Annotated in this window: 23 protein-coding genes; 15 read left to right on the top strand and 8 right to left on the bottom strand. The window is 65.2% G+C overall.

Annotated elements, in window-relative coordinates; all coding sequences use genetic code 11:
- Positions 1-76 precede the first annotated feature (76 nt).
- Positions 77-1351, bottom strand: coding sequence for a beta-ketoacyl-[acyl-carrier-protein] synthase II (locus WH303_RS01350; protein ID WP_339516353.1), 1275 nt, complete (start codon positions 1349-1351; stop codon positions 77-79).
- A gap of 106 nt (positions 1352-1457) precedes the next feature.
- Here WH303_RS01350 and WH303_RS01355 point away from each other — a divergent pair, with 106 nt between their 5' ends.
- Positions 1458-2051, top strand: a complete 594-nt coding sequence (locus tag WH303_RS01355) for a TetR/AcrR family transcriptional regulator (RefSeq protein WP_339516355.1) — start codon at positions 1458-1460, stop codon at positions 2049-2051.
- A gap of 215 nt (positions 2052-2266) precedes the next feature.
- Here the strand turns inward: WH303_RS01355 and WH303_RS01360 are convergent, their stop codons facing one another.
- The gene (locus tag WH303_RS01360) at positions 2267-2509 is read right to left on the bottom strand and encodes a hypothetical protein (RefSeq protein WP_043338187.1); all 243 of its coding nucleotides are present in this window, start codon (positions 2507-2509) and stop codon (positions 2267-2269) included.
- 149 nt (positions 2510-2658) lie between these two features.
- Here WH303_RS01360 and WH303_RS01365 point away from each other — a divergent pair, with 149 nt between their 5' ends.
- From WH303_RS01365 to WH303_RS01380, 4 genes are all read left to right on the top strand, one after another.
- Positions 2659-3651, top strand: coding sequence for a LysR family transcriptional regulator (locus WH303_RS01365; protein WP_021024857.1), 993 nt, complete (start codon positions 2659-2661; stop codon positions 3649-3651).
- Between the two features lie 42 nt (positions 3652-3693).
- Positions 3694-5100 (top strand): aminotransferase-like domain-containing protein, encoded by a 1407-nt coding sequence (locus WH303_RS01370; RefSeq protein WP_339516360.1) that lies wholly within the window; start codon positions 3694-3696, stop codon positions 5098-5100.
- 137 nt (positions 5101-5237) lie between these two features.
- Positions 5238-6098 (top strand): DMT family transporter, encoded by an 861-nt coding sequence (locus WH303_RS01375; protein ID WP_339516362.1) that lies wholly within the window; start codon positions 5238-5240, stop codon positions 6096-6098.
- A 173-nt stretch (positions 6099-6271) separates the two neighbouring features.
- Positions 6272-8014 (top strand): dipeptidase, encoded by a 1743-nt coding sequence (locus WH303_RS01380; protein WP_339516364.1) that lies wholly within the window; start codon positions 6272-6274, stop codon positions 8012-8014.
- An 81-nt stretch (positions 8015-8095) separates the two neighbouring features.
- Here WH303_RS01380 and WH303_RS01385 read toward each other — a convergent pair whose 3' ends face one another.
- The 3 genes from WH303_RS01385 to WH303_RS01395 all read right to left on the bottom strand — a co-directional run bounded on the left by WH303_RS01385 (position 8096) and on the right by WH303_RS01395 (position 10259).
- On the bottom strand, positions 8096-8734 hold the full coding sequence (locus WH303_RS01385; protein WP_339516366.1) for a 2-dehydro-3-deoxy-6-phosphogalactonate aldolase: 639 nt from the start codon (positions 8732-8734) through the stop codon (positions 8096-8098).
- 54 nt (positions 8735-8788) lie between these two features.
- Entirely contained in the window at positions 8789-9751 is a 963-nt protein-coding gene (locus WH303_RS01390; protein WP_339516368.1) for a 2-dehydro-3-deoxygalactonokinase, read from the bottom strand.
- A 121-nt stretch (positions 9752-9872) separates the two neighbouring features.
- The gene (locus WH303_RS01395; protein WP_021024851.1) at positions 9873-10259 is read right to left on the bottom strand and encodes a RidA family protein; all 387 of its coding nucleotides are present in this window, start codon (positions 10257-10259) and stop codon (positions 9873-9875) included.
- A gap of 131 nt (positions 10260-10390) precedes the next feature.
- On the opposite strand from WH303_RS01395, the gene WH303_RS01400 reads away from it, so the two are divergent.
- Genes WH303_RS01400 through WH303_RS01435 form a run of 8 tightly spaced genes read left to right on the top strand, consistent with a single transcriptional unit; the run spans position 10391 to position 19736 of the window.
- Complete coding sequence (locus WH303_RS01400; protein ID WP_021024850.1) at positions 10391-11965, top strand: ABC transporter substrate-binding protein; 1575 nt, start codon at positions 10391-10393, stop codon at positions 11963-11965.
- Positions 11966-11990: 25 nt separating this feature from the next.
- Positions 11991-12941, top strand: a complete 951-nt coding sequence (locus tag WH303_RS01405; protein ID WP_021024849.1) for an ABC transporter permease — start codon at positions 11991-11993, stop codon at positions 12939-12941.
- On the top strand, positions 12941-13834 hold the full coding sequence (locus WH303_RS01410) for an ABC transporter permease (RefSeq protein ID WP_021024848.1): 894 nt from the start codon (positions 12941-12943) through the stop codon (positions 13832-13834). The genes WH303_RS01405 and WH303_RS01410 overlap by 1 nt, the downstream gene beginning before the upstream one ends.
- Complete coding sequence (locus tag WH303_RS01415; RefSeq protein WP_339516629.1) at positions 13834-14937, top strand: ABC transporter ATP-binding protein; 1104 nt, start codon at positions 13834-13836, stop codon at positions 14935-14937. Before WH303_RS01410 ends, WH303_RS01415 begins: the two co-directional genes overlap by 1 nt.
- Complete coding sequence (locus WH303_RS01420; RefSeq protein ID WP_021028540.1) at positions 14934-15965, top strand: ABC transporter ATP-binding protein; 1032 nt, start codon at positions 14934-14936, stop codon at positions 15963-15965. The genes WH303_RS01415 and WH303_RS01420 overlap by 4 nt, the downstream gene beginning before the upstream one ends.
- A gap of 11 nt (positions 15966-15976) precedes the next feature.
- Positions 15977-17248, top strand: coding sequence for an amino acid deaminase (locus WH303_RS01425; RefSeq protein ID WP_339516381.1), 1272 nt, complete (start codon positions 15977-15979; stop codon positions 17246-17248).
- 1 nt (position 17249) lies between these two features.
- Entirely contained in the window at positions 17250-18212 is a 963-nt protein-coding gene (locus WH303_RS01430) for a MurR/RpiR family transcriptional regulator (protein WP_339516383.1), read from the top strand.
- 33 nt (positions 18213-18245) lie between these two features.
- Entirely contained in the window at positions 18246-19736 is a 1491-nt protein-coding gene (locus WH303_RS01435) for an N-acyl-D-amino-acid deacylase family protein (protein WP_339516385.1), read from the top strand.
- Positions 19737-19769: 33 nt separating this feature from the next.
- On the opposite strand, the gene WH303_RS01440 is transcribed toward WH303_RS01435, so the two are convergent.
- The 3 genes from WH303_RS01440 to WH303_RS01450 form a co-directional block, all read right to left on the bottom strand.
- On the bottom strand, positions 19770-20039 hold the full coding sequence (locus WH303_RS01440; protein ID WP_339516387.1) for a hypothetical protein: 270 nt from the start codon (positions 20037-20039) through the stop codon (positions 19770-19772).
- A gap of 33 nt (positions 20040-20072) precedes the next feature.
- On the bottom strand, positions 20073-20513 hold the full coding sequence (locus tag WH303_RS01445; protein ID WP_339516388.1) for a hypothetical protein: 441 nt from the start codon (positions 20511-20513) through the stop codon (positions 20073-20075).
- Between the two features lie 958 nt (positions 20514-21471).
- The gene (locus WH303_RS01450; protein ID WP_021028535.1) at positions 21472-22035 is read right to left on the bottom strand and encodes a dihydrofolate reductase family protein; all 564 of its coding nucleotides are present in this window, start codon (positions 22033-22035) and stop codon (positions 21472-21474) included.
- Positions 22036-22257: 222 nt separating this feature from the next.
- Here WH303_RS01450 and WH303_RS01455 point away from each other — a divergent pair, with 222 nt between their 5' ends.
- A complete protein-coding gene (locus WH303_RS01455) occupies positions 22258-23238 on the top strand; it encodes a Bug family tripartite tricarboxylate transporter substrate binding protein (RefSeq protein ID WP_339516390.1) in 981 nt (326 codons plus the stop codon).
- A gap of 55 nt (positions 23239-23293) precedes the next feature.
- Positions 23294-23677, top strand: a complete 384-nt coding sequence (locus WH303_RS01460; protein WP_339516392.1) for a cupin domain-containing protein — start codon at positions 23294-23296, stop codon at positions 23675-23677.
- Positions 23678-23682 lie beyond the last annotated feature (5 nt).

A 23682-nucleotide genomic window follows, 5' to 3' on the forward strand; every position in this document is an offset into this window, starting at 1 on the left:
GGTCTCGCGTTGCATGTGTGAAAAATGTGATGGTGAATGCCGAGTTGTCTGACTCTCCTTGGCATGGCTGAAGCGCTTATGAACCCCCAAATCGCTTCAGCACCAACGAAGCATTTACCCCGCCAAAGCCAAACCCATTGAGCATCGCATGCTCCATCGCATGCGCCCGTGCACTGCCGCGAACCAGATCCAGCCCTTCTGCCAAGGGGTCGGGGCTGTCCAGGTTGAGCACGGGCGGCGCGATCTGGTCGCGCAGAGCCAAGACGGTAAACACCGCAGCAGCCCCGCCAGCAGCGCCCAGCATATGGCCCAGGGCCGACTTGGTGGCGGTGATGGATGGGCCCGTGCCCGCACCAAACACCTGGCGGATGGCGGCCAGCTCGCCGCGGTCGCCCACCGGGGTGGAGGTGGCATGGGCATTGAGGTGCTGGATATCGCCGGGCTGCAGCTGCGCCTGGCGCAAGGCGGCGCGCATGGAGCGGGCGGCGTCCGATCCGTCCTCGGGTCCGGAGGTGACATGGTAGGCATCGGCCGAGGTGCCATACCCCACGACCTCGGCCAGCGGTGTGGCGCCACGCGCCAAGGCGTGGTCCAAGGCCTCCAGCACCAGAAGACCTGCGCCTTCGGCCATCACAAAGCCTTCGCGCGCCATGTCAAAAGGCCGGGACACCTGGCTGGGATGGTCCTCGCCGCCGGTGGCGACGGCCTTGGCGGCGGCAAAGCTGCCCAGCGCCACGCGGTCAATGGTGGCTTCGCTGCCGCCGCACAGCGCCATGTCCGCCTCGTTGTTGCGAATCAAGCGTGCCGCATCGCCAATCGCCTGGATGCTGGCGGCGCAGGCCGTGACCGGCGCGCCCAGTGGGCCCTTGAGCTGGTGGCGGATGGAGACCTGGCCGGCAGCCAGATTGGCCAGAAAGGCCGGCACGGTGAAGGGCGAGAGGCGCTGCGGCCCCTTGCCATCGGTGGTGCGTACTGCGTCGGTAATGGTGCTAAAGCCCCCCACGCCGGAGCCGATGATGGTGGCTGCGCGCTCTTGCTGCTCAGCGCTGGCTTGGGTCCACTGGGCATGGGCCAGCGCCTGGTCTGCGGCGCCCAGCGCAAAGGCGATAAAGCGGTCCATGCGGCGCAGCTCTTTGGCGGCAATGAGGGCCTCGGCGCTCCAGCCGGCTTGCGGGTCTTCTTCCAAACTGGGCACGCGCCCGGCCACCGTGACGCCAGTACCTTCACCCACCTCGGCGGCCAGTGCGCGCACGCCCGATTGGCCCGCCAGCAAGCGCTGCCAGGCCAGCTCTACATTGCAACCCAGGGGAGACACCAGGCCCAGGCCGGTGATGACGACGCGACGATCCATATGGCAGCTTTCGCGGTTGAACGCCATCGCGGAAAAACGGGCGCCCAGCCTTATTGATGATGGTCGTCATCATAAATGAGTTTTGATGATGGGTATCATCTAACGCATGAAAGTCAGCAAAGCACAAGCGGCCGAGCACCGCGAAGGCATCGTCGATGCCGCTGCACGCCTCTACCGGGAAAAAGGCCTGGAGGGCGTGGGCGTGGCCGAGATCACGCGCGACGCGGGCCTGACGCATGGCGGGCTCTACCGGCACTTTGCGTCCAAGGATGCCCTGGCCAGAGAGGCCTGCCTGCGCGCCTTTGACTGGACCATCACGCCGCTGGAGGGCCTGGACAGTGCTGGTGCCGATCACGACCCCGCTGCCCGGCTGCGCGCCTTAGTGCATGGCTACCTGTCGGCCAGCCACCGCGACCGCCCGGGCGACGGCTGCCCCGCCGCCGCCTTGGCTACCGATGCGGCCCGCGCCGGGCCGGGGATGTCCGAGGTATTTGCGCTGGGAGTGGAGCGCAATATCCAGCGCTTTATGGCCGTGTTACCCGATGACCGTGCGGACAGGCGCAGCCAGACCATCGTGGCGCTCAGCAGCATGGTCGGCGCCCTGGTGCTGGCCCGCGCCACGGCGGCGGGCAATCCGGGGCTGTCGGAGGAGATCTTGGCTACTTTGCGGGAGCAGTTGGCACCGGCAGACGATGAATGATAGGTTTCAAGATGGCGCTGGAAACCGCCTGAAGCAGTAGGCGAATGACGAGCTCCACGGCATCTTCAACCTAAGACCGCAACGGGCATCAATCCACCCTTTCCATCCTTCAATCGGTCATTGGGTGTCAAGGATGGAAATGGTGGAATGAGGTTTCAACACGCCTGAGGAAAGGGCAGCGTGGTACGTTCCCAGGGAGGCATGGAATGCGCAGCTCACTCCGGCGCCCCAAAGGCCCCTTCGCGCGACAGCCCATAGCCGGCGATAAAGAACTCGTAGCTCTGTCCCGTATTCACATCCGTCGCAGTCTCGATGCCAATCGTCTCCAGCGCGCCCTCCAGGATCTGCGCCTGCTTCAAGGGCTTGGCATCGATCTGCTGGGCGACGATATAGCTCCCATCCGCTGCCCGAAAAACCACATCGCCCTGGGGCGTCACTGCTTCAATCACATTCTGCATCGCTGGCTCCAAATCCATAACGGCCGGGCACGGTGGCCCAGCACCTTATGGGAGACTGTACGCAGGCAGCAGCCCATCCGGTAGTGGGCGCAGGCTTGCAGAACTCGTAATCTGGATTTACGAATGGGTTTGCGTATACATTCGCATTTATGACGAATCTGCGCGCCATCGACATCTTTGTCAAAGCCCTGGAAGGGGGCTCCATCGCCTCGGCTGCACGCCAGCTGGGTATCTCTCCGGCGGCGGCTAGCCAGAACATTGCGCGGCTGGAACGCGAGCTGGGCACACGGCTGATCACGCGCACCACGCGCTCGATGGCGTTGACCGAAGCGGGTGAGCGCTACCTGGCCCGGGTGGCACCGGTGCTCGATGAACTGGCGCGGGCGCAGGCCGATGTGTCGCTGGTACATGGGGTTGTGCAAGGGCGGCTGCGGGTGGCCTGTATGGCTGCCTTTGGCCGACATGTGCTGGCGCCCTTGCTGCCGGCCTTCCAGGCGCGCCACCCGCAGCTGGAGCTGGAATTGCTGGTGACTGACCGCGATGTCGATGTGCTCAAGGAGGATGTGGACGTCAGCATCCGCTACCGCGATGTGCTGGAGCCCGGCATGTCGGTGCGGCCCCTGGCGGCCATGCCGCGCCTTCTCTATGCCTCACCCGCGTATCTGGAAAAACATGGCCGCCCGCAGGTGGCTGACGACCTGCTGCAGCATGCCTGCTTGCTGTACCGCCGCGAGCGGGACGGGCGCTTTATGCGCTGGCCCTTTGTGCGCGATGGCCGCCGGGTCGACCCTGGCCTGCGCATTGCCGCCATTGGCACCGATATCGATGCGCTGGTGGAGCTGGCCGTTGCCGGTGGCGGCATTGTCTGGGCTGGCAGCTTTATCACGCAGCGCCATGTGCAGGAAGGGCGGCTGCTGCCCTTGGTGCTGCAGCCCGCGCGCAAGGGTCGTAAAGCAGCACCGGGCCCGCTGCAGCTGGAAGATGTGACCTTGGACTTTTTTGCCTGCTTCCGCGACCGGCAGTATGTGCCGGCCAAGGTGCGCAGCTTTGTGGACTATTTGCTGGAGGTGCTGCCGGGGCATCCGGCGTTGGTGGGTTTGCCCAATAGGGCAGAGATAGCATCCGCATCCAATAACAATTAAGCTCAACCGTTATTGATTTTTGCCAGAACAGTGGAGCGGACCATGGCGCGCAACGGAACCCTTATCCAACAGGTCATGGCCCATGTGCGTGCCGGCATGGCAGCGCGCAGCTATTTGCCGGGCACGCGGCTGCCATCGGTGCGGCAGCAGGCGGGGTTGCTGGGCATGTCGGTGTCGACGGTGGTGGAGGCCTATGAAAGGCTGGCGGCCGAGGGCCTGGTGGTGGCGCGGCCGGGGGCGGGCTTTTATGTCAACGGGCCGGTGGCACCGCTGGCGCTGCTGAAGCTGGGGCCCAAGCTGGACCGGGTCGTCGATCCGCTCTGGGTGTCGCGCCAGTCGCTGGAGAGCGACCATGCCACGCTGCGCCCGGGCTGTGGCTGGCTGCCGCCGGAGTGGATGTTTGAAGAGGGCGTGCGGCGGGCGCTGCGTGCGCAGGCGCGCGGGCCGCTGGCGGAGCTGACCGAATATGCCTCGCCGCTAGGCAGCCCGGGGCTGCGCCAGCTGCTGGCCAGGCGCATGGCGGCTACGGGCATTGAGGTATCGCCCGAGCAGCTGATGCTGACCGAGTCGGGCACCCAGGCCATCGACCTGGTGTGCCGCTTCTTGCTCAAGCCCGGCGACACGGTGCTGGTCGATGACCCCTGCTACTTCAACTTCCATGCGCTGCTCAAGGCGCACCAGGTACAGGCAGTGGGCGTGCCCTACACGCCGCAGGGCCCCGATGTGCAGCTGTTTGCCAAGGCCCTCCAAGCGCACCAGCCCCGGCTCTACATCACCAATGCCGGCATCCACAACCCCACGGGCGCCGCGCTGTCGCCGCTGGTGGCGCACCGGCTGCTCAAGCTGGTGGAGGGCTCGGACCTGGTGATTGTGGAAGACGATATCTTTGCCGACTTTGAAAACCAGCATGCGCCCCGGCTGGCCGCATTTGACGGGCTGGCGCGCGTGATCCAGATCGGCAGCTTCTCCAAGACCGTCTCTGCCTCCGTGCGCTGCGGCTACCTGGCGGCCCGCCCCGACTGGATCGAGGGCCTGGTGGACCTGAAGCTGGCCACCACCTTTGGTGCCGGGCGGCTGGCGCAGGACATCATCCTGAAAACCCTGACCGACAGCGGCTACCGCAAGCATATGGATCTGGTGCGCCAGCGCCTGGCCAAGAACATGGACAAAGTGGCCCAGCGGCTGCGCAAGCTGCGGGTAGAGCCCGCCTTGGTGCCGCAGGCCGGCATGTTTTTGTGGTGCCGTCTGCCGCAAGGCGCCGATGCGGCAGCGGTGGCGCGGGCTTGTCTGCAAGAAGGGGTGGTGCTGGCGCCTGGCAACTCGTTCAGCCAGTCGCAGTCGGCGGGCGACTATGTGCGCTTCAACGTGTCGCAGTGCGCCGACGAGCGGGTGTTTGCGGTGCTGGACCGGGCCTTGAGACAAGCTACAGCCGAGGCGCAAGGCCGCTAACTGCAGGATCTGCGGCCCGCTTGGCTGCCAACTGTATGGCCTTTTATTGATGACAGTTTCTTTGAACTGTACTGCACTGTGTCTGGTGCAGAGGGCAGGCGGCATGCTGTACTGCAGGCTCGATCAAGGAGTCTGGCATGGAGAAAAGTACGGGCGGGTGGCTCAATGGCCTGGTGGGGGTGGCGATTTTTGCCGGTTCGCTGCCGGCCACGCGGGTGGCGGTGGCAGATTTGAACCCTAGTTTTCTGACCTGTGCCCGCGCCGTGGTGGCGGCGCTGTTGGGGGGTGTCTTTTTGCTGGCCCAGCGTGCGCGCCGGCCTGCCGCGGGCGATGTGCCGTCGCTCGCGATTGCGGCCTTGGGCGTGGTGGTGGGTTTTCCGCTGCTGACGGCCTTGGCGCTGCAGCGCATGACCTCGGCCTATTCCATTGTCTTTATCGGCTTGCTGCCGCTGTCCACCGCCTTGTTTGCGGTGTTGCGCGGCGGTGAGCGGCCCCAGGGGCTGTTCTGGGTGTTTTCGCTGATGGGGGCTGCCGCCGTGGCGGGCTATGCGGCCCTGGGCGGCGGGCAGGGATCGCTCAGCGGCGATGTGCTGATGCTGGCCGCCGTGCTGGTCTGCGGCATGGGTTACGCCGAGGGCGCGCGCCTGTCGCGCAAGCTGGGCGGCTGGCAGGTCATCAGCTGGGCGTTGGTTTTGGCGCTGCCGCTGATGCTGCCGTTGGCGCTGTGGCTGGCCCCTGCCAGCTTGGCCCATGTCAGCAGCGCCACCTGGCTCAGCTTTGTCTATGTGGCCGTGTTCAGCCAGCTGATCGGCTTTGTGTTCTGGTACCGGGGGCTGGCACAAGGCGGCATTGCGGCGGTCGGCCAGTTGCAGCTGCTGCAGCCCTTTATGGGTTTTGCGCTGGCTGCCGTGCTGCTGCATGAGCAGGTCAGTTGGTCGATGCTGGTCGTGACCCTGGTGGCGGTGGTCTGCGTGGCGGGGGCCAAAAAATACGCGTGAGCCAGCCGCCGCACAGCTCCTGAAGGTGGGTGCGCCAGTACGGCTGTCTGCATCCGGTACCAAGCGGGCATGTTCGGCATGTTCTGCGCCATGCTGGCGGCGTTTTCTGGCGCGGGGTGGGGCGGAAAACGGCTATTCTTTTGTCTTTCCAAAATAAGAGACCGAGGTTTGCCATGAAGACCGTATTCCGCCACACCGCCATCTCCCTGGGTATTGCCCTGGCCGCTGCAAGCGCCCAGGCCCAGCTGCTGCAAAAGCCGGCGCTCGATGCCATTGCCGCCGAAGCCGTGAAGACGCCTGCGACCTTTGCACAGTTTTTGCAGAACGCCGCCAAGCAGGATGCCCGCTTGGCCCCTGCGGTGCAGCGCTACACGCAAGGCCAGGCGCTGCAAGGCGATGACCTGGCCAATGTGGCCCGCCTGCTCGGCCTCTACACCCGCCTGACGCAAGAGCACCAGGTGCTCAGCAGCATTACCCAGATGGTGGCGCTGCCAACGGTGCGCGACCCCAAGGTGCCGCCGCATGAGAGCCCGGCCATCATCGACTTTGGCCGCATGGTGGAAAAGATGGCCCAGGACTTTGGCCTGCAGTACCGCAATGTGGACAACCGCATCTTTGAAGTGACCTTGCCGGGAACGAGCGCAGAAGAGTTCGGCATTCTGACCCATGCGGATGTGGTGCCGGTGGTGCCTGCCGAATGGGTGGTGGATGGCCAGCAGCTCGACCCCTTCAAGGTCACCCGTGTGGGCGACAAGCTCTACGGTCGCGGCACCATCGACGACAAGGGCTCGATCGCCACGGTGCTGTATGCGATGAAGGCCGTCAAGCAATCCAAGCTGCCATTGCAGCGCGGCATCCGCCTGATGATCGAGACCACCGAAGAGACCGGTGGCGACGCGATGAAGTACTACCGCGACAAGACCAAGCTGCCCGACTACAACATCGTGCTCGACAGCAAGTACCCGGCCGTGGTGGCCGAAAAAGGCACGGGCGCCATCAAGGCCAGCTTTGCTGATATGAAGACCGACCCGCAGCAACCGGCCATTACCGCGATGGCCGGCGCCGCATCGGCCAATGCGATTGCCCAGACGGCTACCGCGACGATCGAGGCCGGCAATGCCGCCGCGCTGGCCGCCGTGGCCCAGCAACTGCAAGCCGCCAAAGACAGCTTTGTGGCCAGCAACCAGCAGTTTGGCAAGTTCAGTGTGGACCTGGTGAGCAGCGCCAACAAGATCGACATCAAGGTGACCGGCACCTCCGCCCACGGCTCGCGCCCTGAAGAAGGCGTGAACCCCGTGCCGCGCCTGGCCTTGCTGCTGCAATCGGCGCTGATGCCCGCCCAGGGCCAGCCGCTGGTGCAGCAGAACCAGTACAGCGAAGCCGTGCGCTACATCAATGGCGTGTTTGGCATGGACTACTTTGGCAAGGGCCTGAATGTTGCCTACGCTGATGACTTCATGGGCCCGCTGACCATCTCGCCCAACCTGATCAAGCCCGGCAATGGCCAGCTGGAGGTGACCGCCAATGCGCGCATGCCGCGCGGCAAATCGCCCGAGCAGCTCAAGGCCGAGGTGGAAAAGGGCATTGCCAACTGGAGCGCTGCGACCAAGGTGCCCGTCAAGATCGACTACAGCCAAGGCAACTGGATGGCCCGCGACCCCAAGGGCGCCTGGCTCTCGACCCTGCTGAACATCTTTGGCGACACCACCGGCCTCGATGCCAAGCCCGTGCCCACCGCCGGCAGCACCACCGCCAAGCTGATGCCCAATGCCATCAACTTTGGCCCCGCGATGCCCGGCAAGAAGTACACCGCGCACAACGCGCTGGAGTACAAGGAAGTGCCGGATCTGCAAGCCGATATGCAGATGTTTACCGAGATGCTGGTGCGCATCGGCAACCTGCAGCAGATGCAATAAACACCAGGCTTTGGCCCCAAGCAAAAGGCCTGCTCCCAAGACGGGGAGCAGGCCTTTTTTTACGGCGTGGCGCTGATTTGGTCAGCCCGCTTTTGCCGCCTGAAAGTTCTCCGCAAACGCCAGCGCATCCACACGCACCTGCGCTGCCGTCTTGCCGGGCTTGAATAGTGCAGAGCCAATGCCAAAGCCTGCCGCGCCCGCTTGCAGCCAGGGGGCCATGTTGTCGGGCGCAATGCCGCCGACGGGGTAGATATTGCTGCCCTTGGGTAGCACGGCCAGCAGGGCCTTGATGACGGCGGGCGAGGCCAGCTCGGCGGGGAAGATCTTGAGGCCATGGGCGCCATGCTCGAGCGCCATGAATGCCTCGGTGGGGGTGAAGACGCCGGGCAGGCTGATGAGGCCCAGCTTGACGGCCTCGTCGATCACGGCCGGGTTGCAGTTGGGCGAGATGATGAGCTGGCCGCCGGCGGCATGCACCTCGCGCACCTGCTGGGGCGTCAGCACCGTGCCAGCGCCCACCAGCACATGCGGGTAGGCCTCGCGCATCGCGGCAATGCTCTCCAGTGGCTCGGGCGAGTTCAGCGGTACTTCCCACAGGCCAAAGCCGGCCGATTGCAAGGCGGCACCCACGGGCACGGCCTCGCTGGGGGTGAGGCCGCGCAGGATGGCGATCAGCGGCAGCTTGGCCTGCAGGGCCTGGAATTGTTGGAGCAGGTTCATGGCGGTGTTCTGGATGGAGGGCTGTACGAAGAGGGCAGGGGTTGGGTGGCGTGTTCAGCCTTGGGTCAGGTGCTCGTAAATGGCCTGGTGGCCGGCCCAGGTGGCTTCGTCACCAAAGGCAATGGGCTCGCAGCCTCCATGGCGCAGTGCCAGGCTGTAGCGCTGCACCAGGGTGCTGGAGCCGATGACGGCAACGCGGCTGCCCGCGGCCGTCGGCATGGTGCGCAGCTCCTGGCCGATCAGCAGGCCCGAGAGGTAGCTGGCCGACTGGGCCGGGTCCAGCGCGCCAAACAGCGACAGCGCACGCGTGCCAAACAGCAGGTGGCTCAGGCTGTCGGGGCTCTGCGCCCGCTCCAGCCCCTGGACAAAGGCGGCCTCGTCCAGCACGGCGCTGCTGTCCAGCGTCTTGCCCAGGATCGAGTGCTGGGCCAGCAGCGCAAACAGCTCGCCGGTCATGAAGGTCTTGAAGCCGGTGATGGTGCTGTTTTGCGCCTGCACCCATTTGCTGTGCGTGCCCGGCAGCACCAGCAGGCCGTCGCGGCTGCCCATCAGCCGCAGCGCGCCAATCACCTGGATTTCTTCGCCGCGCATCACATCGGGCACGCCATGCACGGCATCGACCTGGCTCTGTGCCAGGCTGCTCATGCCCGGCACGATGGCCGTGGGCACGCCCTGGGGAAGATCGAGCCAGAGCAGCTGCTGGCACAGCGCAGAAAAATCGGCCGGGCAGGGGCAGTAAGGCGCTTCCTGCCAGCCCTGGCGGCTGCCCACCATGCCCGACAGCAGACACAGCTGGGGCCCTTCGGCCAGCCAGTCGCCAAAGTGCTGTGCAAACGCATCGGCAAAGCCGCCGGGCGCCACTTGCAGGATGCCTTGGGGCAGGGCGCGCCGCTCGCTGATCTGGCCCTGTGCATCGATGCGCACGCCCCGCAGTGAGGTGGTGCCCCAGTCGATGGCGAGCATGCGGGGGCGCGGGTCTGACGGCGTGCGGGCGGAAAAGGTCGGAGGCTTGGGCATGGCGGTGAGAGAAGGCGAAAAAAAGCGCAGACCAAGTCTGCGCGGGCCATTGTAGAAGCGCCTGCAGCGGGCAGCTGTCGCGCCTGCTGCGCGCGCCCGTTGCGCCTGTGCGCTAGTGGTTTTACAGCGGCTTGTAGGCCGTCACGTCGATCTCGACCTTGGCGTCGATCATCAGGCGCGATTCCACGGTCGAGCGGGCCGGGCGGTGGTCACCAAAGCACTCCATGTAGACGCGGTTGAAGCTGCCGAAATCACGCGGGTCATCGAGCCAGACATTGACCTTGGCAACATCGGCCAGGGTGCAGCCGCCCAGCGCCAAGGCCTCTTCCAGGCGCTTGAACACGGCGCGCGTCTGCGCCTCGATGCCGCCGGGCACAACCTGGCCCTGGTCATCGGTGGGCACGGTGCCGGAGACAAAAACAAAGTCGCCAGCGCGCACTGCGGGCGAGAGCGGACGGGCCAGACGGTCCGATGCGAGAGGGGGTTGGCCTAGGGTAATTACTGTCATGGGGGTGGGCTCCTATATGTAAAGATATTACATCAACAACCCATAAATCTGTCAATAAGACGATTTGAAGGCAGTTTTTAGCGGTTGTGGTGTAAAAAAATTTCTTCACCCCTTCGATGAAAGCCTGCCCCATGAACGCCCTTGCCTTGCGTGTCCGCACCTCCCGTCGCCAACTGCTTGCCGCAGCCCTGTTGGCTGCCGGTTGCGTAGGCCTGCCAGCGGGCAGCGCCTGGGCCCAGGCGGCCCACAAGGGCGGGGCGGCCAACCTGGCCATGATTGGCGAACCCCAGAGCCTGGACCCGATGGTCAGCTCCACCGACCTGGTGGGCACCATCATGCAACACGTCTACGAGCCGCTTTTCACCTTTGATGCGCAGTGGCGCATCCAGCCGATGCTGGCCCAGGCCATGCCGGTCATCTCCGCCGATGGCCTGACCTACACCATCAGCCTGCGCAAGGGCGTCAAGTTCCACAACGGCAAGGAGATGGTGGCCGATGACGTGGTCGCCTCGCTGCAGCGCTGGATGGACGTGTCGGCGCGCGGCAAGGCCGTGGGCCAGGAGATTGCCAGCATGAGCGCCAAGAACCCGCAGACGGTGGAGATCAAGCTCAAGGCGGTGTATGCACCGCTGCTGGCCCACCTGGCGATGCCCAGCGGCATGGCCGGCATCATGCCCAAGGAGGTGGTGGCACCGGTGCTCAAGGATTTCATCGGCACCGGCCCCTACCAACTCAAGGAGCGCAAGCCTGACCAGTTCACCGTGCTGGCGCGTTTTGACCAGTACGCCGCGCGCAGCGAGCCCGCCAGTGGCTATGCCGGCAAGCGCGAGGCCCTGCTCGATGAGCTGCGCTTTGTGCCGGTGCCCAATGCGACGACGCGGGTTGAGGGCGTGCTCTCGGGCCAGTTCCAGTACGCCGATCTGCTGCAGGTCGAATCGGTTGGCCGCCTGGAAAAGGCCGCGCCCAATGTGGTGCCGATCGTCACGCAGAACTTTGGCTTCCCTTACATCGTCTTCAACACCAAGGAAGGCGTGCTGGCCAAGAAGGAACTGCGCCAGGCGGTGCAGACCGCGATGGGCCCGGCCGAGATGCTGCAGGCCGGCTTTGGCGACAAGCGCTTCTTTGCGGCCGAGCCCAACTTCTTTGCCAAGGGCACGCCGTACTACTCGGATGCCGGTGCCAAGCTCTACAACCAGAAGAACCCGCAGCTGGCCAAGGACCAGGCGGCCAAGGCCGGCTACAAGTCCGAGCCCATCCGCATCATGGCCAGCCGCCAGTATGAGTTCCACTACAACATGGCGCTGGTGATGGCCGAGCACTTGAAGCGCGCCGGCTTCAAGACCGAGCTGCAGGTGGTGGACTGGGCCACCCTGGTGCAGCGCCGCAACGATGCCAAGCTCTGGGATGTCTATATGACCCACTCGGGCCTGTTCCCTGAGCCGATGCTGTCGCCTCCGCAGATGGGCAGCGGCGCGCCGGGCTGGTGGGAGACCGAGACCAAGAAGGCCGCGCTTGCCGCCTTCAATGGCGAGCCCGATGTGGCCAAGCGCGGCCCGCTCTGGGGCCAGGTGCAGGCGCTCGTCTATGACGAGGTGCCTTTTGTCGAAGTGGGCAAGTTCAATGCGCTGTCGGCGCGCTCGTCCAAGCTGCAGGGCTACCAGCCCATGCCCTGGCCCTTCTTCTGGAACACCTCGCTGAGCCAGTAAGCCCCAGCGTTTCTCGAGTTCAGCCATGCTGCATTTTTTAGTCAAGCGCCTGGGCGGCGCGGTGGTGGTGCTCGCCCTGGTGGCCGTGCTGGTGTTCCTGCTCACGCGCCTGGCCTCGGGCGATCCGGTGGCGCTGCTGCTGGGTGACCAGGCCACCGCCGCCGATATTGCTGCCGCGCGCGTGCAGTACGGGCTGGACAAGCCCCTGACCACCCAGTTTGTGCTCTGGATTGGCCAGGTGCTGCAAGGCAACCTGGGCCAGTCGCTGTTCTTGCAGATGCCGGTCACCCATGCGCTGCTGGAGCGCGCCGAGCCCACGATGTTTCTGGCGCTGTTCGCCGTGTCGATTGCCGCCCTGATCGGTGTGCCCTGCGGCATGGCTGCGGCCGTGTGGCGCGGCAGCTGGATCGACCAGGTGCTCAGCACCATTGCGATGCTGGGCGCCAGCATTCCCAGCTTCTGGTTTGGCCTGATCCTGATCCAGGTCTTTGCCGTGCACCTGGGCTGGTTTCCGGCTTCGGGCTATGGCGATCCGGATGCGAGCTTTGGCGACCGCCTGCAGCATCTGCTGCTGCCCGCCCTGGTGCTGGGCGTGCTCAACTCGGCGCTGATCATCCGCTTCACGCGCGCCTCGGTGCTCGACATTCTGGGTGAGGACTATGTGCGCACGGCCCGGGCCAAGGGCCTGGGCGAGTCGGTGGTGCTCGTCAAGCATGTGCTGCGCAATGCGCTGGTGCCCGTCGTCACCGTGCTGGGCCTGACCCTGGCCTTGATGATTGGCGGCACCGTCGTGACCGAGACCGTGTTCAACCTGCCCGGCGTGGGCAACCTGGTGGTGCGGGCCGTGCTGCGGCGCGATTACCCGGTCATCCAGGGTACCTTGCTGGTCATTGCCGCCATCTACGTTTTCATCAACCTCGCGATCGACCTGCTCTACACGGTGGTCGATCCCCGCATTCGTCTGGAGGGCCAATGATGAACGCCGCCCCAACAGCATTGCCGCTGCCCGCGCGCGGCGGCTGGGCCCAGTCCCCCTGGTTCAAAACCCTGCGCCGGCTGTTTGCGCGCAAGGTGGTGCTGGCGAGCGCCGTGGTGCTGCTGCTGATTGCAGCCACCGCCTTGCTCTACCCGCTGCTGACCGACTCCGACCCCAATGGCATGAACATCAGCATGCGCCTGCATGCGCCTTCCTGGGCGCACTGGGCCGGCAATGATGAGCTGGGGCGCGATGTGATGGCGCGCATCATCTATGGCGCGCGCTACTCGCTGATGATCGGCTTTTTCACCGCGCTGGGCGCCGTGGTGCTGGGCACCTTGCTGGGCATGCTGGCCGGTTACTTTCGCCGGCTCGATGCGCCGCTGATGCGCCTGGTCGACGCGATGATGGCCTTCCCCGACATCCTGCTGGGCATTGCGCTGGTGTCGATCTTGGGGGCCTCACTGTGGAATGTGATTCTGGCGCTGACCATCGTCTACACGCCGCGCGTGGCCCGCGTGGTGCGCGCCTCGACCCTGGTGCTGCGCGAGCTGCTGTTTGTCGATGCCGCCAAGGCGCTGGGCGTGCGCACGCCTTTGATTCTGTGGCGCCACATCCTGCCCAATCTGCTGTCGCCGGTGCTGGTGCAGGTCACCTTCATCTTTGCCTATGCGATCCTGGCCGAGGCGGGTCTGTCGTTTCTGGGCGTGGGCGTGCCGCCCGATATCCCCACCTGGGGCACGATGATTGCCGGCAGCCTGGAGTATGCCGACAAGGCCTTCTGGACCATTCTGACCCCGGGCGTGGCCATTGTGCTGACGGCGCTGTCGCTGCAACTGCTGGGCGACGGTGTGCGCGATCTGCTCGACCCCAAGCTGAAGAACAAATCATGATGAACACCGCCACCCCTGCAGCGGCTGCCGACATGGCCGCGCCTCGCCTGGATGTGCGCTCGCTGTCGACCTCGTTCGCCACCGAAGGCGGGCGTATCCAGAGCGTCTCCGATGTGAGCTTTCAGATCCTGCCGGGCCAGACCCTGGCCCTGGTGGGCGAGTCGGGTTCGGGCAAGTCGGTCACCAGCCTGTCGCTGATGGGCCTGCATGCCAAGACCTCTCAGGCCCAGGTGCAGGGCCAGGCCCGGTTTGTGCAGCGCGATGGCCGCACCGTCGATCTGCTCTCGCTCGATGCCAAATCGCTGCGTGCGCTGCGCGGCAATGAGCTGGCGATGGTGTTCCAGGAGCCGATGACCAGCCTGAACCCGGTGCTGACCGTGGGCGAGCAGATTGCCGAATCGGTGCGCCTGCACAAGGGCCTGGGCAAGGCCGCAGCCCTGGCCCATGCCCAGCGCATGCTGGAACTCGTCGAGATACCGGCTGCCGCCCAGCGCGTGCATGAGTACCCGCACCAGCTGTCTGGCGGCATGCGCCAGCGGGTGATGATTGCGCTGGCCATGGCCTGCGACCCGAGCCTGCTGATAGCCGACGAGCCCACCACCGCACTGGATGTGACCATCCAGGCGCAGATCCTGGCCTTGATGGGCCGGCTGCAAAAGGAGACGGGCATGAGCATTCTGTTTGTGACCCACAACCTGGGCGTGGTGGCGCAGTATGCCGATGCGATTGCGGTGATGTATGCCGGCCGCATTGTGGAGACCGCCAGCGTGCATGCGCTGTTTGCCGCGCCCCAGCACCCCTACACCCAGGGCCTGCTGGGTTGCCTGCCCGGCATGGCGCGCCAGCGCGAGCTGGCCGAGGCCGCCGCGCTGCGCGCCGGTGGCAAACCTGCCTTTGTGGGGCGGCGCCGCCTGGATGCCATCCCCGGCCAGGTCTCCAGCCCCTTGAACCCACCGCCCGGCTGCGCCTTTGCGCCGCGCTGCAGCAAGCGCCTGAACGCCTGCGAGCAGGCCATGCCCGGCCTGGAGACATGGCGCAGCGGCAACGATGCCGAGCCCAGCGAGCGCCAGGTGCGCTGCATTCGCGCAGGAGAAGCCGCATGAGCACGACCGACACGCTGGAGCGCCCGGCCGAGCGGGCCACGGCAGCGACTGGCACCACCGCAGCGGCCCAGCCGCTGGTGCGCATCCAGCATTTGAGCAAGCAGTTTGGCAGCGGCGCCCACCCGGTGCGTGCGGTGCAGGATGTCTCGTTTGACATCTTCCCGGGCGAGACCCTGGGCCTGGTGGGCGAGTCCGGCTCCGGCAAAAGCACCATCGGCCGGCTGCTGACGCGCTTGATCGAGCCGACGGACGGCCAGCTGCATTTTCGCAAGCAGGGCGGCGAGACCGTGGACCTGGCGCACCTGGGCGCGAGCGCGATGCGGCCGCTGCGCGCCGATATCCAGATCATCTTTCAGGACCCCTATGCCAGCCTGAACCCGCGCATGCGCATCCGCGATGTGCTGGGCGAGGCGCTGTCCACCCACGGCCTGGCGCCGGGCGCAGCCCGCCAGCCGCGCATTGCCGAGCTGCTGGACCAGGTGGGTCTGCGTCCCGAGCATGCCGAGCGCTTTCCGCATGAGTTCTCCGGCGGCCAGCGCCAGCGCATCGGCATTGCCCGGGCGCTGGCGGTGCAGCCGCGCTTTATCGTGGCCGATGAGCCGCTGTCGGCGCTCGACGTGTCCATCCAGGCGCAGGTGGTCAATTTGCTGGGCGACCTCAAAGACCGCCTTGGTTTGACCTTGCTGTTCATCTCGCACGATTTGGATGTGGTGGAATACCTCTGCGATCGCGTGGTGGTCCTGTATCTGGGCCGTGTGGTGGAGGTGGCACCGACCGAGGCCTTGTATGCACGGCCGCGCCACCCCTACACCCAGGCCTTGCTGGCAGCCGCGCCGATTCCGGACCCGGCCCAGCGGCGCACGATCCCGCTCTTGACGGGAGACCTGCCCAGCCCCAAGAACCCGCCCAGTGGTTGCGTCTTTCGTACCCGTTGCCCGCAGGCCGAGGCGCGCTGCGCCCAGGCTGATATGCAGCTGCGCCCCGTGGCCGAAGGCCATCTGCAGGCCTGCTGGAAAGTCCAAGATTGAGAGAGTGAACCATGCAACCCGATTTTTTGATTGACGCGCGCAGCAAGAGCTACCCGCTGGCTGCTGCCCCCACCCAGGCCTCTGCGCTCGCCCAACGCGGCTGGAATGTGCTGTGCGATGACCTGCCTTACCCGCTGGCCGTCATCCGCCAGTCGGCGCTGGCCCACAACGCCCGCTGGATGCAGGACTATGCGGCGCGCCGCCAGATCCAGTTTGCGCCGCACGGCAAGACCACCATGTCGCCCCAGCTGTTTGATTTGCAGCTCAAAGGCGGCGCCTGGGGCCTGACCTTTGCGACCATCTTCCAACTGGCGGTCGGTGTGGAGGCCGGTGCGCGCCGCGCCATCATTGCCAACCAGGTGGTGGCACCGGCCGACCTGGATGGGCTGGACGCGTTGCTGAGCCAGCACGCCGATCTGCGCGTCTGGTTCCTGGTCGATTCGATCAGCCAGCTGCGCTGTATCGAGGACTGGAGCCGTGCACGCAACAGCGCCCGCCGCTTTGACGTGCTGATCGAGGTCGGCATTCCTGGCCAGCGCACCGGTGTGCGCAGCCAGGAGGAGGCGCTGGCGCTGGCCCAGGCCATCCATGCCAGCGGCAGCGCCCAGCTGGGCGGCATCGAATGCTATGAGGGGGGCCTGACCCAGTGCGACAGCGCGCATGACATCCCCGCCGTGGCCGAGCTGGTGCGCCGCGTGGTCGAAATTGCCAAGGCCTGCGATGCACAGGGCCTGCTGCCTGAGGAGGCGCCGATTCTGAGTGCCGGCGGCTCGGCCATTTTTGACCTGGTGGTGCCGCTGCTGCAGGGCGCGGGCTTGTCGCGTGCTTTTACCGGCGTGCTGCGCTCGGGCTGCTACATCACGCATGACCATGGCAACTACCGGCGCCTGCTCAAGCTGGTTGAGCAGCGCGAAGGCGTGGCCGACTCGCTGCAGGCCGCGCTCGAGGTCTGGGCCATGGTGCAGTCCGTGCCGGAGCCCGGCCTGGCCTTGCTCACCTGCGGCCGCCGCGATATCTCCTACGACCTGGAGATGCCCTCCGTGCAGCGCCATGCGCCGCGCGGCAGCCAGGAGGCGCAGCCCGCCCCTGCCGGCTGGACCATCTCGGCCCTGAACGACCAGCATGCCTATCTGCGTTTTGACCCGGCGCAGGGCGCGCCGGCCGTGGGCGACCGCATTGCGCTGGGCATCTCCCACCCTTGCACCACCTTTGACAAGTGGCGCTGGATTCCGGTGGTGGACGATGCCTGGAACCTGGTCGATGCGATCGAGACAAGGTTCTGAAATGGCCAGCCTGAAAACAGCGCTGAGCCTGCAGCTGCTGCAACAGCAGCAGGCCGCGCTGCCATTGGCCCAGCGCCAGGTGATCGATGTGATCCTGCGCGACCCCGGCGCTGCGGTGCTGGCCACGGTCGAGCAGCTGGCGCTGCAGGCGAATGTGTCGATGCCGACGATCGTGCGCATGTGCCGCCGCTTTGGCTATGCCTCGGTGCGCGAGTTCATGGTGGCGCTGGCGCAGACCTTGGCGGTCTCGGGCTCGCACCTGCACCGCAGCGTGCAGCAGGACGACTCCACCGCCGAGGTGGTCAGCAAGATCGTGCATGCGGCAGCGGGCGCGATTGCCAACCTGGGCCAGCGCCTGGATGCAGCGCTGATCGACGAGGTGGCCGGCAAGATGGCCAAGGCCTCGCGCATCGATTGCTACTCGGTCGGGGCGGCTTCGTCCTTTATGGCGCAAGAGCTGCAAAGCCGCTTGTTCCGCCTGGGCCTCACGTCCAATGCCATCTTTGATGCCCACCAGCAGCTGGTGTCGGCCTCGACCCTGGGCAAGAACGGCGTGGCCTTTGTGATTTCGCATGTGGGGCGCATGCCCTACACCCTGGAGGCGGCGCAGTTTGCCAAGCAGCAGGGCGCTACCGTCGTGGCGCTGACCCAGCCAGATACGCCGCTGGCCGAGATGGCCGACCACGTACTGGCGGTGAATGTGCCGCAGGATGCAGTGATGCGCGTGGGCACCGAGGCCTACCTGGCCCACCTGGTGGTGATCGAAATCATGATGGTGCGCCTGGCGCAGATTCTGGGGCCACGCGTGGTCACCGGCATGCAGCAGTACAAGCGGCTGCTGGAGACCCATGGCTTTGACAGCTATGAATACATGGGCTTTCAGCAGCCCGCGCAGCAACGCAAAGGGGGCCCCGTGCCCGATGCAGCCGCCCCCAGCCAGCAACAAGGCAAAACCGCCGGCTGATGGCAGCCGGCAGCAGCGCCTGGAGAGACAACAATGGAACGCAGAGTGTGGTTGAGCAATGGCACGGTGGTGGATGGCACCGGCCTGTCGGAGTTTGTTGGCGATGTCTGGCTGCAGGGCGGGCGCATCATTGGCGTGTTTGCCCGCGATGGCGCGGTGGATGCCGCCCAGCAGGCCACGTTGGATCGCTGGAAGGCGCAGGACCCGCTGCAGATCGATTGCACGGCCAAGGTGATCGCCCCGGGCTTTATCGATGTACACACCCATGACGATGCCGCTGCGCTCAACAGCCCGGCCATGCTGCCCAAGCTCTCGCAAGGGGTGACCACGGTGATCGCCGGCAACTGCGGCATCTCGCTGGCACCGGTGGTGACGGCGCACCCACCCGCGCCGTTGTCGCTGCTGGGCTGCCAGCAGTTCCGCTTTGGCAGCATGCAGGACTACGCAGCCGCCGTCGATGCGGCGCAGCCCTCGATCAACATCGCGGCGCTCTTGGGCCACACCTCGCTGCGCATCAAGCACATGGCCGATCTGAGCCGCCCGGCCAATGCGGCCGAGCGCGAAGCGATGGCCGAGGACATGCATGAGGCCATGCAGGCAGGAGCCCTGGGCCTGTCCAGCGGCATCTTCTACCGCGAGGCCTACGCGGCCGACATGCAGGAGCTGGTGGCCGTGGCCACCGTGGCCGCCCGGCATGGCGGCGTCTATGCCACCCATATCCGCGACGAGCTCGAAGGCATTCTGGAGGCCATGCTGGAGGCTGCCGGCACGGCCCAGCAATCGGGCCTGCCGCTGGTGCTGTCGCACCACAAATGCGCGGGCTCGGCCAACTGGGGCCGCACCCTGCAGACCTTGCCGCTGGTCGACAAACTGGCGCAGCAGCAAGAGCTGTCGATGGACGTCTATCCCTACACCGCAGGGTCGACGGTGCTGCGCGAGGACCTGGTCGATGGCGTCATCGATATCCTGATCACCCGCAGCGAGCCCCACCCCGAGGTGGGCGGCCGCTACCTGCGCGATATTGCCGCCGACTGGGGCATCAGCGAATACGACGCCTGCGTGCGCCTCAAGCCCGGCAATGCCTGCTACTTTCAGATGCGCGAAGACGATGTGGAGCGCGTCATCCGCCACCCGCTGGCCATGATCGGCTCGGACGGCCTGCCCAACGACGAGCGCCCACACCCTCGGCTCTGGGGCGCCTTCCCTCGCGTGCTGGCCATGTACTGGCGCGACAAGGGCGTGCTGAGCCTTGCCCAGGCGGTGCACAAGATGACGGGCATGTCGGCCCAGCGCTTTCGCATGGCCGACCGCGGCCTGCTGGCCGCCGGCAAGGCCGCCGATGTGGTCGTGTTCGACCCTGCGCGCATCCAGGACCAGGCCACCTTTGAAAACCCCAAGCAGCGCAGTGTGGGTGTGGAAGCCGTCTGGGTCAATGGCGTGCTTAGTTACACGGAAGAGGCGGGCGCCTTGCCGGCGCGGGCTGGGCGGTTTGTGCGGCGGGCGGCAGCTTGCGCTGCCGCTTAGCGCCCTGCGGCCCTGCGCGCCTCTCGGATTTCCTTAGCGGGAAGAGCGCCTTCTTTGGGCCCACAAGCCCAGGCCGGCAAAAGACAAGCTCAGCAGCGGCAGCGCCAGGCCCGTGAGGCCCGGAACCGGCGTGGGGGCGGTGGGCTCCACCGGCGGATCCACATTGACCACGGGCGTACCCATCACGACCAGCTCGGTCACTCGGTCGTCGGTGCGGTCCAGCCAGTCGGTGTACTGGCCTTGGTATTCGGCAGCGCGGACAAAGACTCCTCCAGTCGGCAATGCGGACGTGGAGGTGTACACATCACAGCCGCCAGTGACGGTGGTAGTAGCGAACTATACCCAGTAGCTGCTGCCGCTTTGCAGACGCAGTGGCTGGCTGGGTACAAAGTTGTATTCGTGGCGCTCAGAATCACTCACGCCCGTATCCTGGGGCGGCGGCAGGGTCTCCACCATCGATAAGGTGGCCAGCAGATCGGCGGCAGAGGGCTCCGTTGCGTCCGCCGTCCATTGATGCACCTGCACATCAATGGCGGTAGCCGGGTTGGTTTCCTCAAACCAGAGCGGCAGCTTGACGCTGGTCAGGTCAAAGGATTGACCCGCAGGCACCGTGAGCTTGACGGCAAAGCGGTACTGGTCGCGGGTCGTGCACCAGCCTCCTACCGGATTGGAGGGTGGTGCGGAGTACAGCACCTCTGGCGTGGTGGTTTGCGCCTGTGCCGGTGCGGAAAGCAGCGCCACGGTGGTGGCCGAGGCCATCAGGATTTTCTTGAGCATGTGAACGAGTCCTTGTAGTTGGTTGAGACCAGCGCTGCCGATGCATCGGCAGCGTGGTGACTTCCCAGAGTTAGCAAGCCTTGTCAGTCATCCCGTCGTATCGCTTCTGTCCAGCCTGCGCTGCGCGCCAACCACAGACCTTGGCAGCCGGTATGGCTGCTGCAACCTGCCCTGGCACAAGACCTCTGGCACGGGGGCCGGCTCTATAGCACCGAGGGTGTTGGCATGCGCTGCGCTGGATCAATTCCGGCCAAATGCTGAAGCGTAGACAATGGGATTCTCACGATTGTGCAAGCATTGCATAAATTAAATATGAATATCTATGTTTTGATATCAATTGTTGAAATTTATCTAAATTGATGATAGCTATCAGCAGCGTGTGTTTTTAATCCTGATTGCAGCCGTCAATCCACCCCTTGGCGCATTGCCGTTTTCGCAGCCGGTAAGCCCTGATGGCGGGCCAGAGAAGTGCCGATTCTGGAGCGCAGCCGCATCCCTTAGCTTTATGCTGCGCTGGCAGGCCAGCGGCGTTCTATGCGTTGCTGTGCTTGCTGTGCAGGCTGTCAGGGGCCCGTGCCACCGCACGAGTTTTACGGTGCATGCGGGCGTTGTCATCTGGCATGCAGCAGCGCAAAGCAGGGGCCTGCAACTCGTGCTCCGGGCTTGCAGCGGAGGGCGATGCAAGAGGTGCTGAACTGCTTCAAACAGGCCAGGCAGGTCGGTCTGGGCGCCGGACCAGGATGGGCCGCAGCTTGTAGTGGGTGTGCAACATCCTGAGCGACTTCAAGCGACCCAGGCGCGTTATGGCGGGGGATGGTGAATTTACCCGGCGATGTGATCGGCTTGACCTGCCGGCATCTGCAGCCAGGGGAGTTTGAGAACTGCTTGTCAGCGCAGGGCAGCGGCGAAGGCCGGCTGTGGCCATGCCTCAGCGACACCAGCCAGGGGTGGCATCTATTTAGAGCGCGTCGCTTGCCGCGTATTGCAGCCGGTAGTCACTCTGCACAAAGCCAAAGTCATAGCTGCGCGTCTGCAGATGCTGGGCGCTCACCGAGCTGATTCCATCGGCCAAGGGCCCGAACAGCGGCAGGCCGCTGCCCAGCAGCACGGGGATGCGGGTGATGGTGATCTCGTCGAGCAACTGCGCATTGATAAAGGACTGGATCAGCTGCCCGCCATCGACATAGGCCGCGCGCACGCCGCTGGCGGCCAGATGGGTGCGGAGCGCCGGCAGGCTGCCCTTCCAAAGCTGGGCGGTGGCGGGCGCGCCAGCGGGCAGGGCGTTCCACTGGCGAGACACGACATAGACCGGCTTGTCATACGGCCAGGCGCCAAAGGACAGCACCGTCTCAAAGGTTTTGCGCCCCATCAGGATCACATCGACACCGGCCATGTACTGCGCATAGCCGCAGTCTTCCCCCTCTGGCACGGTGGCATTGGCGGCATTGAGCCAGTCCAGGCTGCCATCGGCCTTGGCGATAAATCCGTCCAGGCTGGTGGCGATAAAGCTGCTGCAGTGCATGGGATGTCCTGGGGTCAATCAATAGCGAAGTCGTAAATTTTAAGTAGCGCGTAGAGGCCGGATGGGTCAAATACCTGTTTTTTTTACAGTGGTCATTCCCTGTGTTTAAGAATTCGATTCGTATATCAATCCATCCGCATAAAACATTGGACGCGAATCGTTGACGCCTGCACCATGCAAGCTCGGCCCGTAGAGGTTCGACTAAAAACAGGAGACAAAAGCATGCAACGACGCCAATGGTGGGCGACCCTCGCCCTGACCGCCATCGCCACCGTAACAACAGCAGCTTACGCCAGCGCGGCGCAGGGCAGCTACCCCAATGCACCGATCACGATGATCGTGCCCTTCGCCGCTGGCAGCGGCACCGATGCGGTGGCCCGGGCGGTGGGCCAGAAGCTGGGCGAGCGCCTGCAGCAGCCGGTGATTGTGGACAATCGCGCAGGCGCCAATGCGCAGATTGCGGCCGGCCTGGTGGCGAAGGCCAAGCCTGATGGCTATACCTTGTTCATGACCACCAACACCTCGCATTCGGCCAACCCCTGGCTGGTCAAAAGCCTGAAGTACGACCCGATCAAGGATTTCACGCCGATCGCCCGCGTGGGCGAGCTGCCGTTTGCGCTGGCCGTGCACCCGTCGGTGCCGGCCGATTCGGTGCAGGCGCTGATCGACTACGCCAAGGCCAACCCGGGCAAGCTCTCGTATGCGACACCGAACAGCACCTCGCTGGTGGCGTCGGAGACGCTGCGTTTTCTGTCCAAGACCGATATTGTTGGCGTGCCCTACAAATCCAGCCCGCAGGCGCTGACCGACCTGATGGGCAACCAGGTGCAGATGTATGTGGTGGACCTGGGCTCGGGCTGGAGCATGCTCAAGACCGACCGGGTGCGCACCCTGGCTGTGACCGCTGCCAAGGGCAGCAAGATCCTCCCCAATGTGCCGCCCATCGGCAAGACCTTGTCGGGCTTTGACATCACCTCCTGGAACGGCATTTTTGCGCCGGCGGGCACGCCCCCGGAGGTGGTCAACAAGATCAATGGCGCCTTGCAGGCCGTGCTGGCCGATGAGGCCGTGCAAAAGCAGCTTGAACAGATTGGCTTTGAAGTCTGGCCTACCAAGACCCCGCAGGAGTTTACCCAGTATGTGAGCGAGCAGCTGGCGTACTGGGGGCGCCTGGTCAAACAGGCTGATATCCCTGCGCAATAAGCCTGGGCTCTGTCTTCGCCACCTTTGTTAACCCTTAGAGAATGACTGCCCCACGATGACTTCGCGTTACCTGATCCGTGCCTCCGAGGTGGAGGCCTATAGCCCGGCCAACCATACCGGTACCTTTAACCGCCGCCTGGTGAGCCAGGCCAATGTGGGCGCCCAGCACATGGAAGTGGTGCTGGGCGAGATTGCCAAGGGCGGCGGCGCGCTGCCCCATGCCCACCCGGGCATGGAGCAGGCCTGCTACCTGCTGGAGGGTACGGCCCATGTCGAGGTGGAGGGCGAAAGCTTTGAGATGGTGCCGGGCGATACCTGCTTTTTCCCGGCCGACAAGATGCACATCTTCCAGACCACCAGCAACACGCCGGCCAAGCTGCTGGTGATCTACAGCCCGCCCTATGGCGAGAACCCAGAGCGGGTGCGCCGGCCGGCCTGAGCGGC

The sequence above is a fragment of the Comamonas sp. MYb69 genome (genome assembly GCF_037479315.1).
Lineage (GTDB): Bacteria > Pseudomonadota > Gammaproteobacteria > Burkholderiales > Burkholderiaceae_C > Comamonas.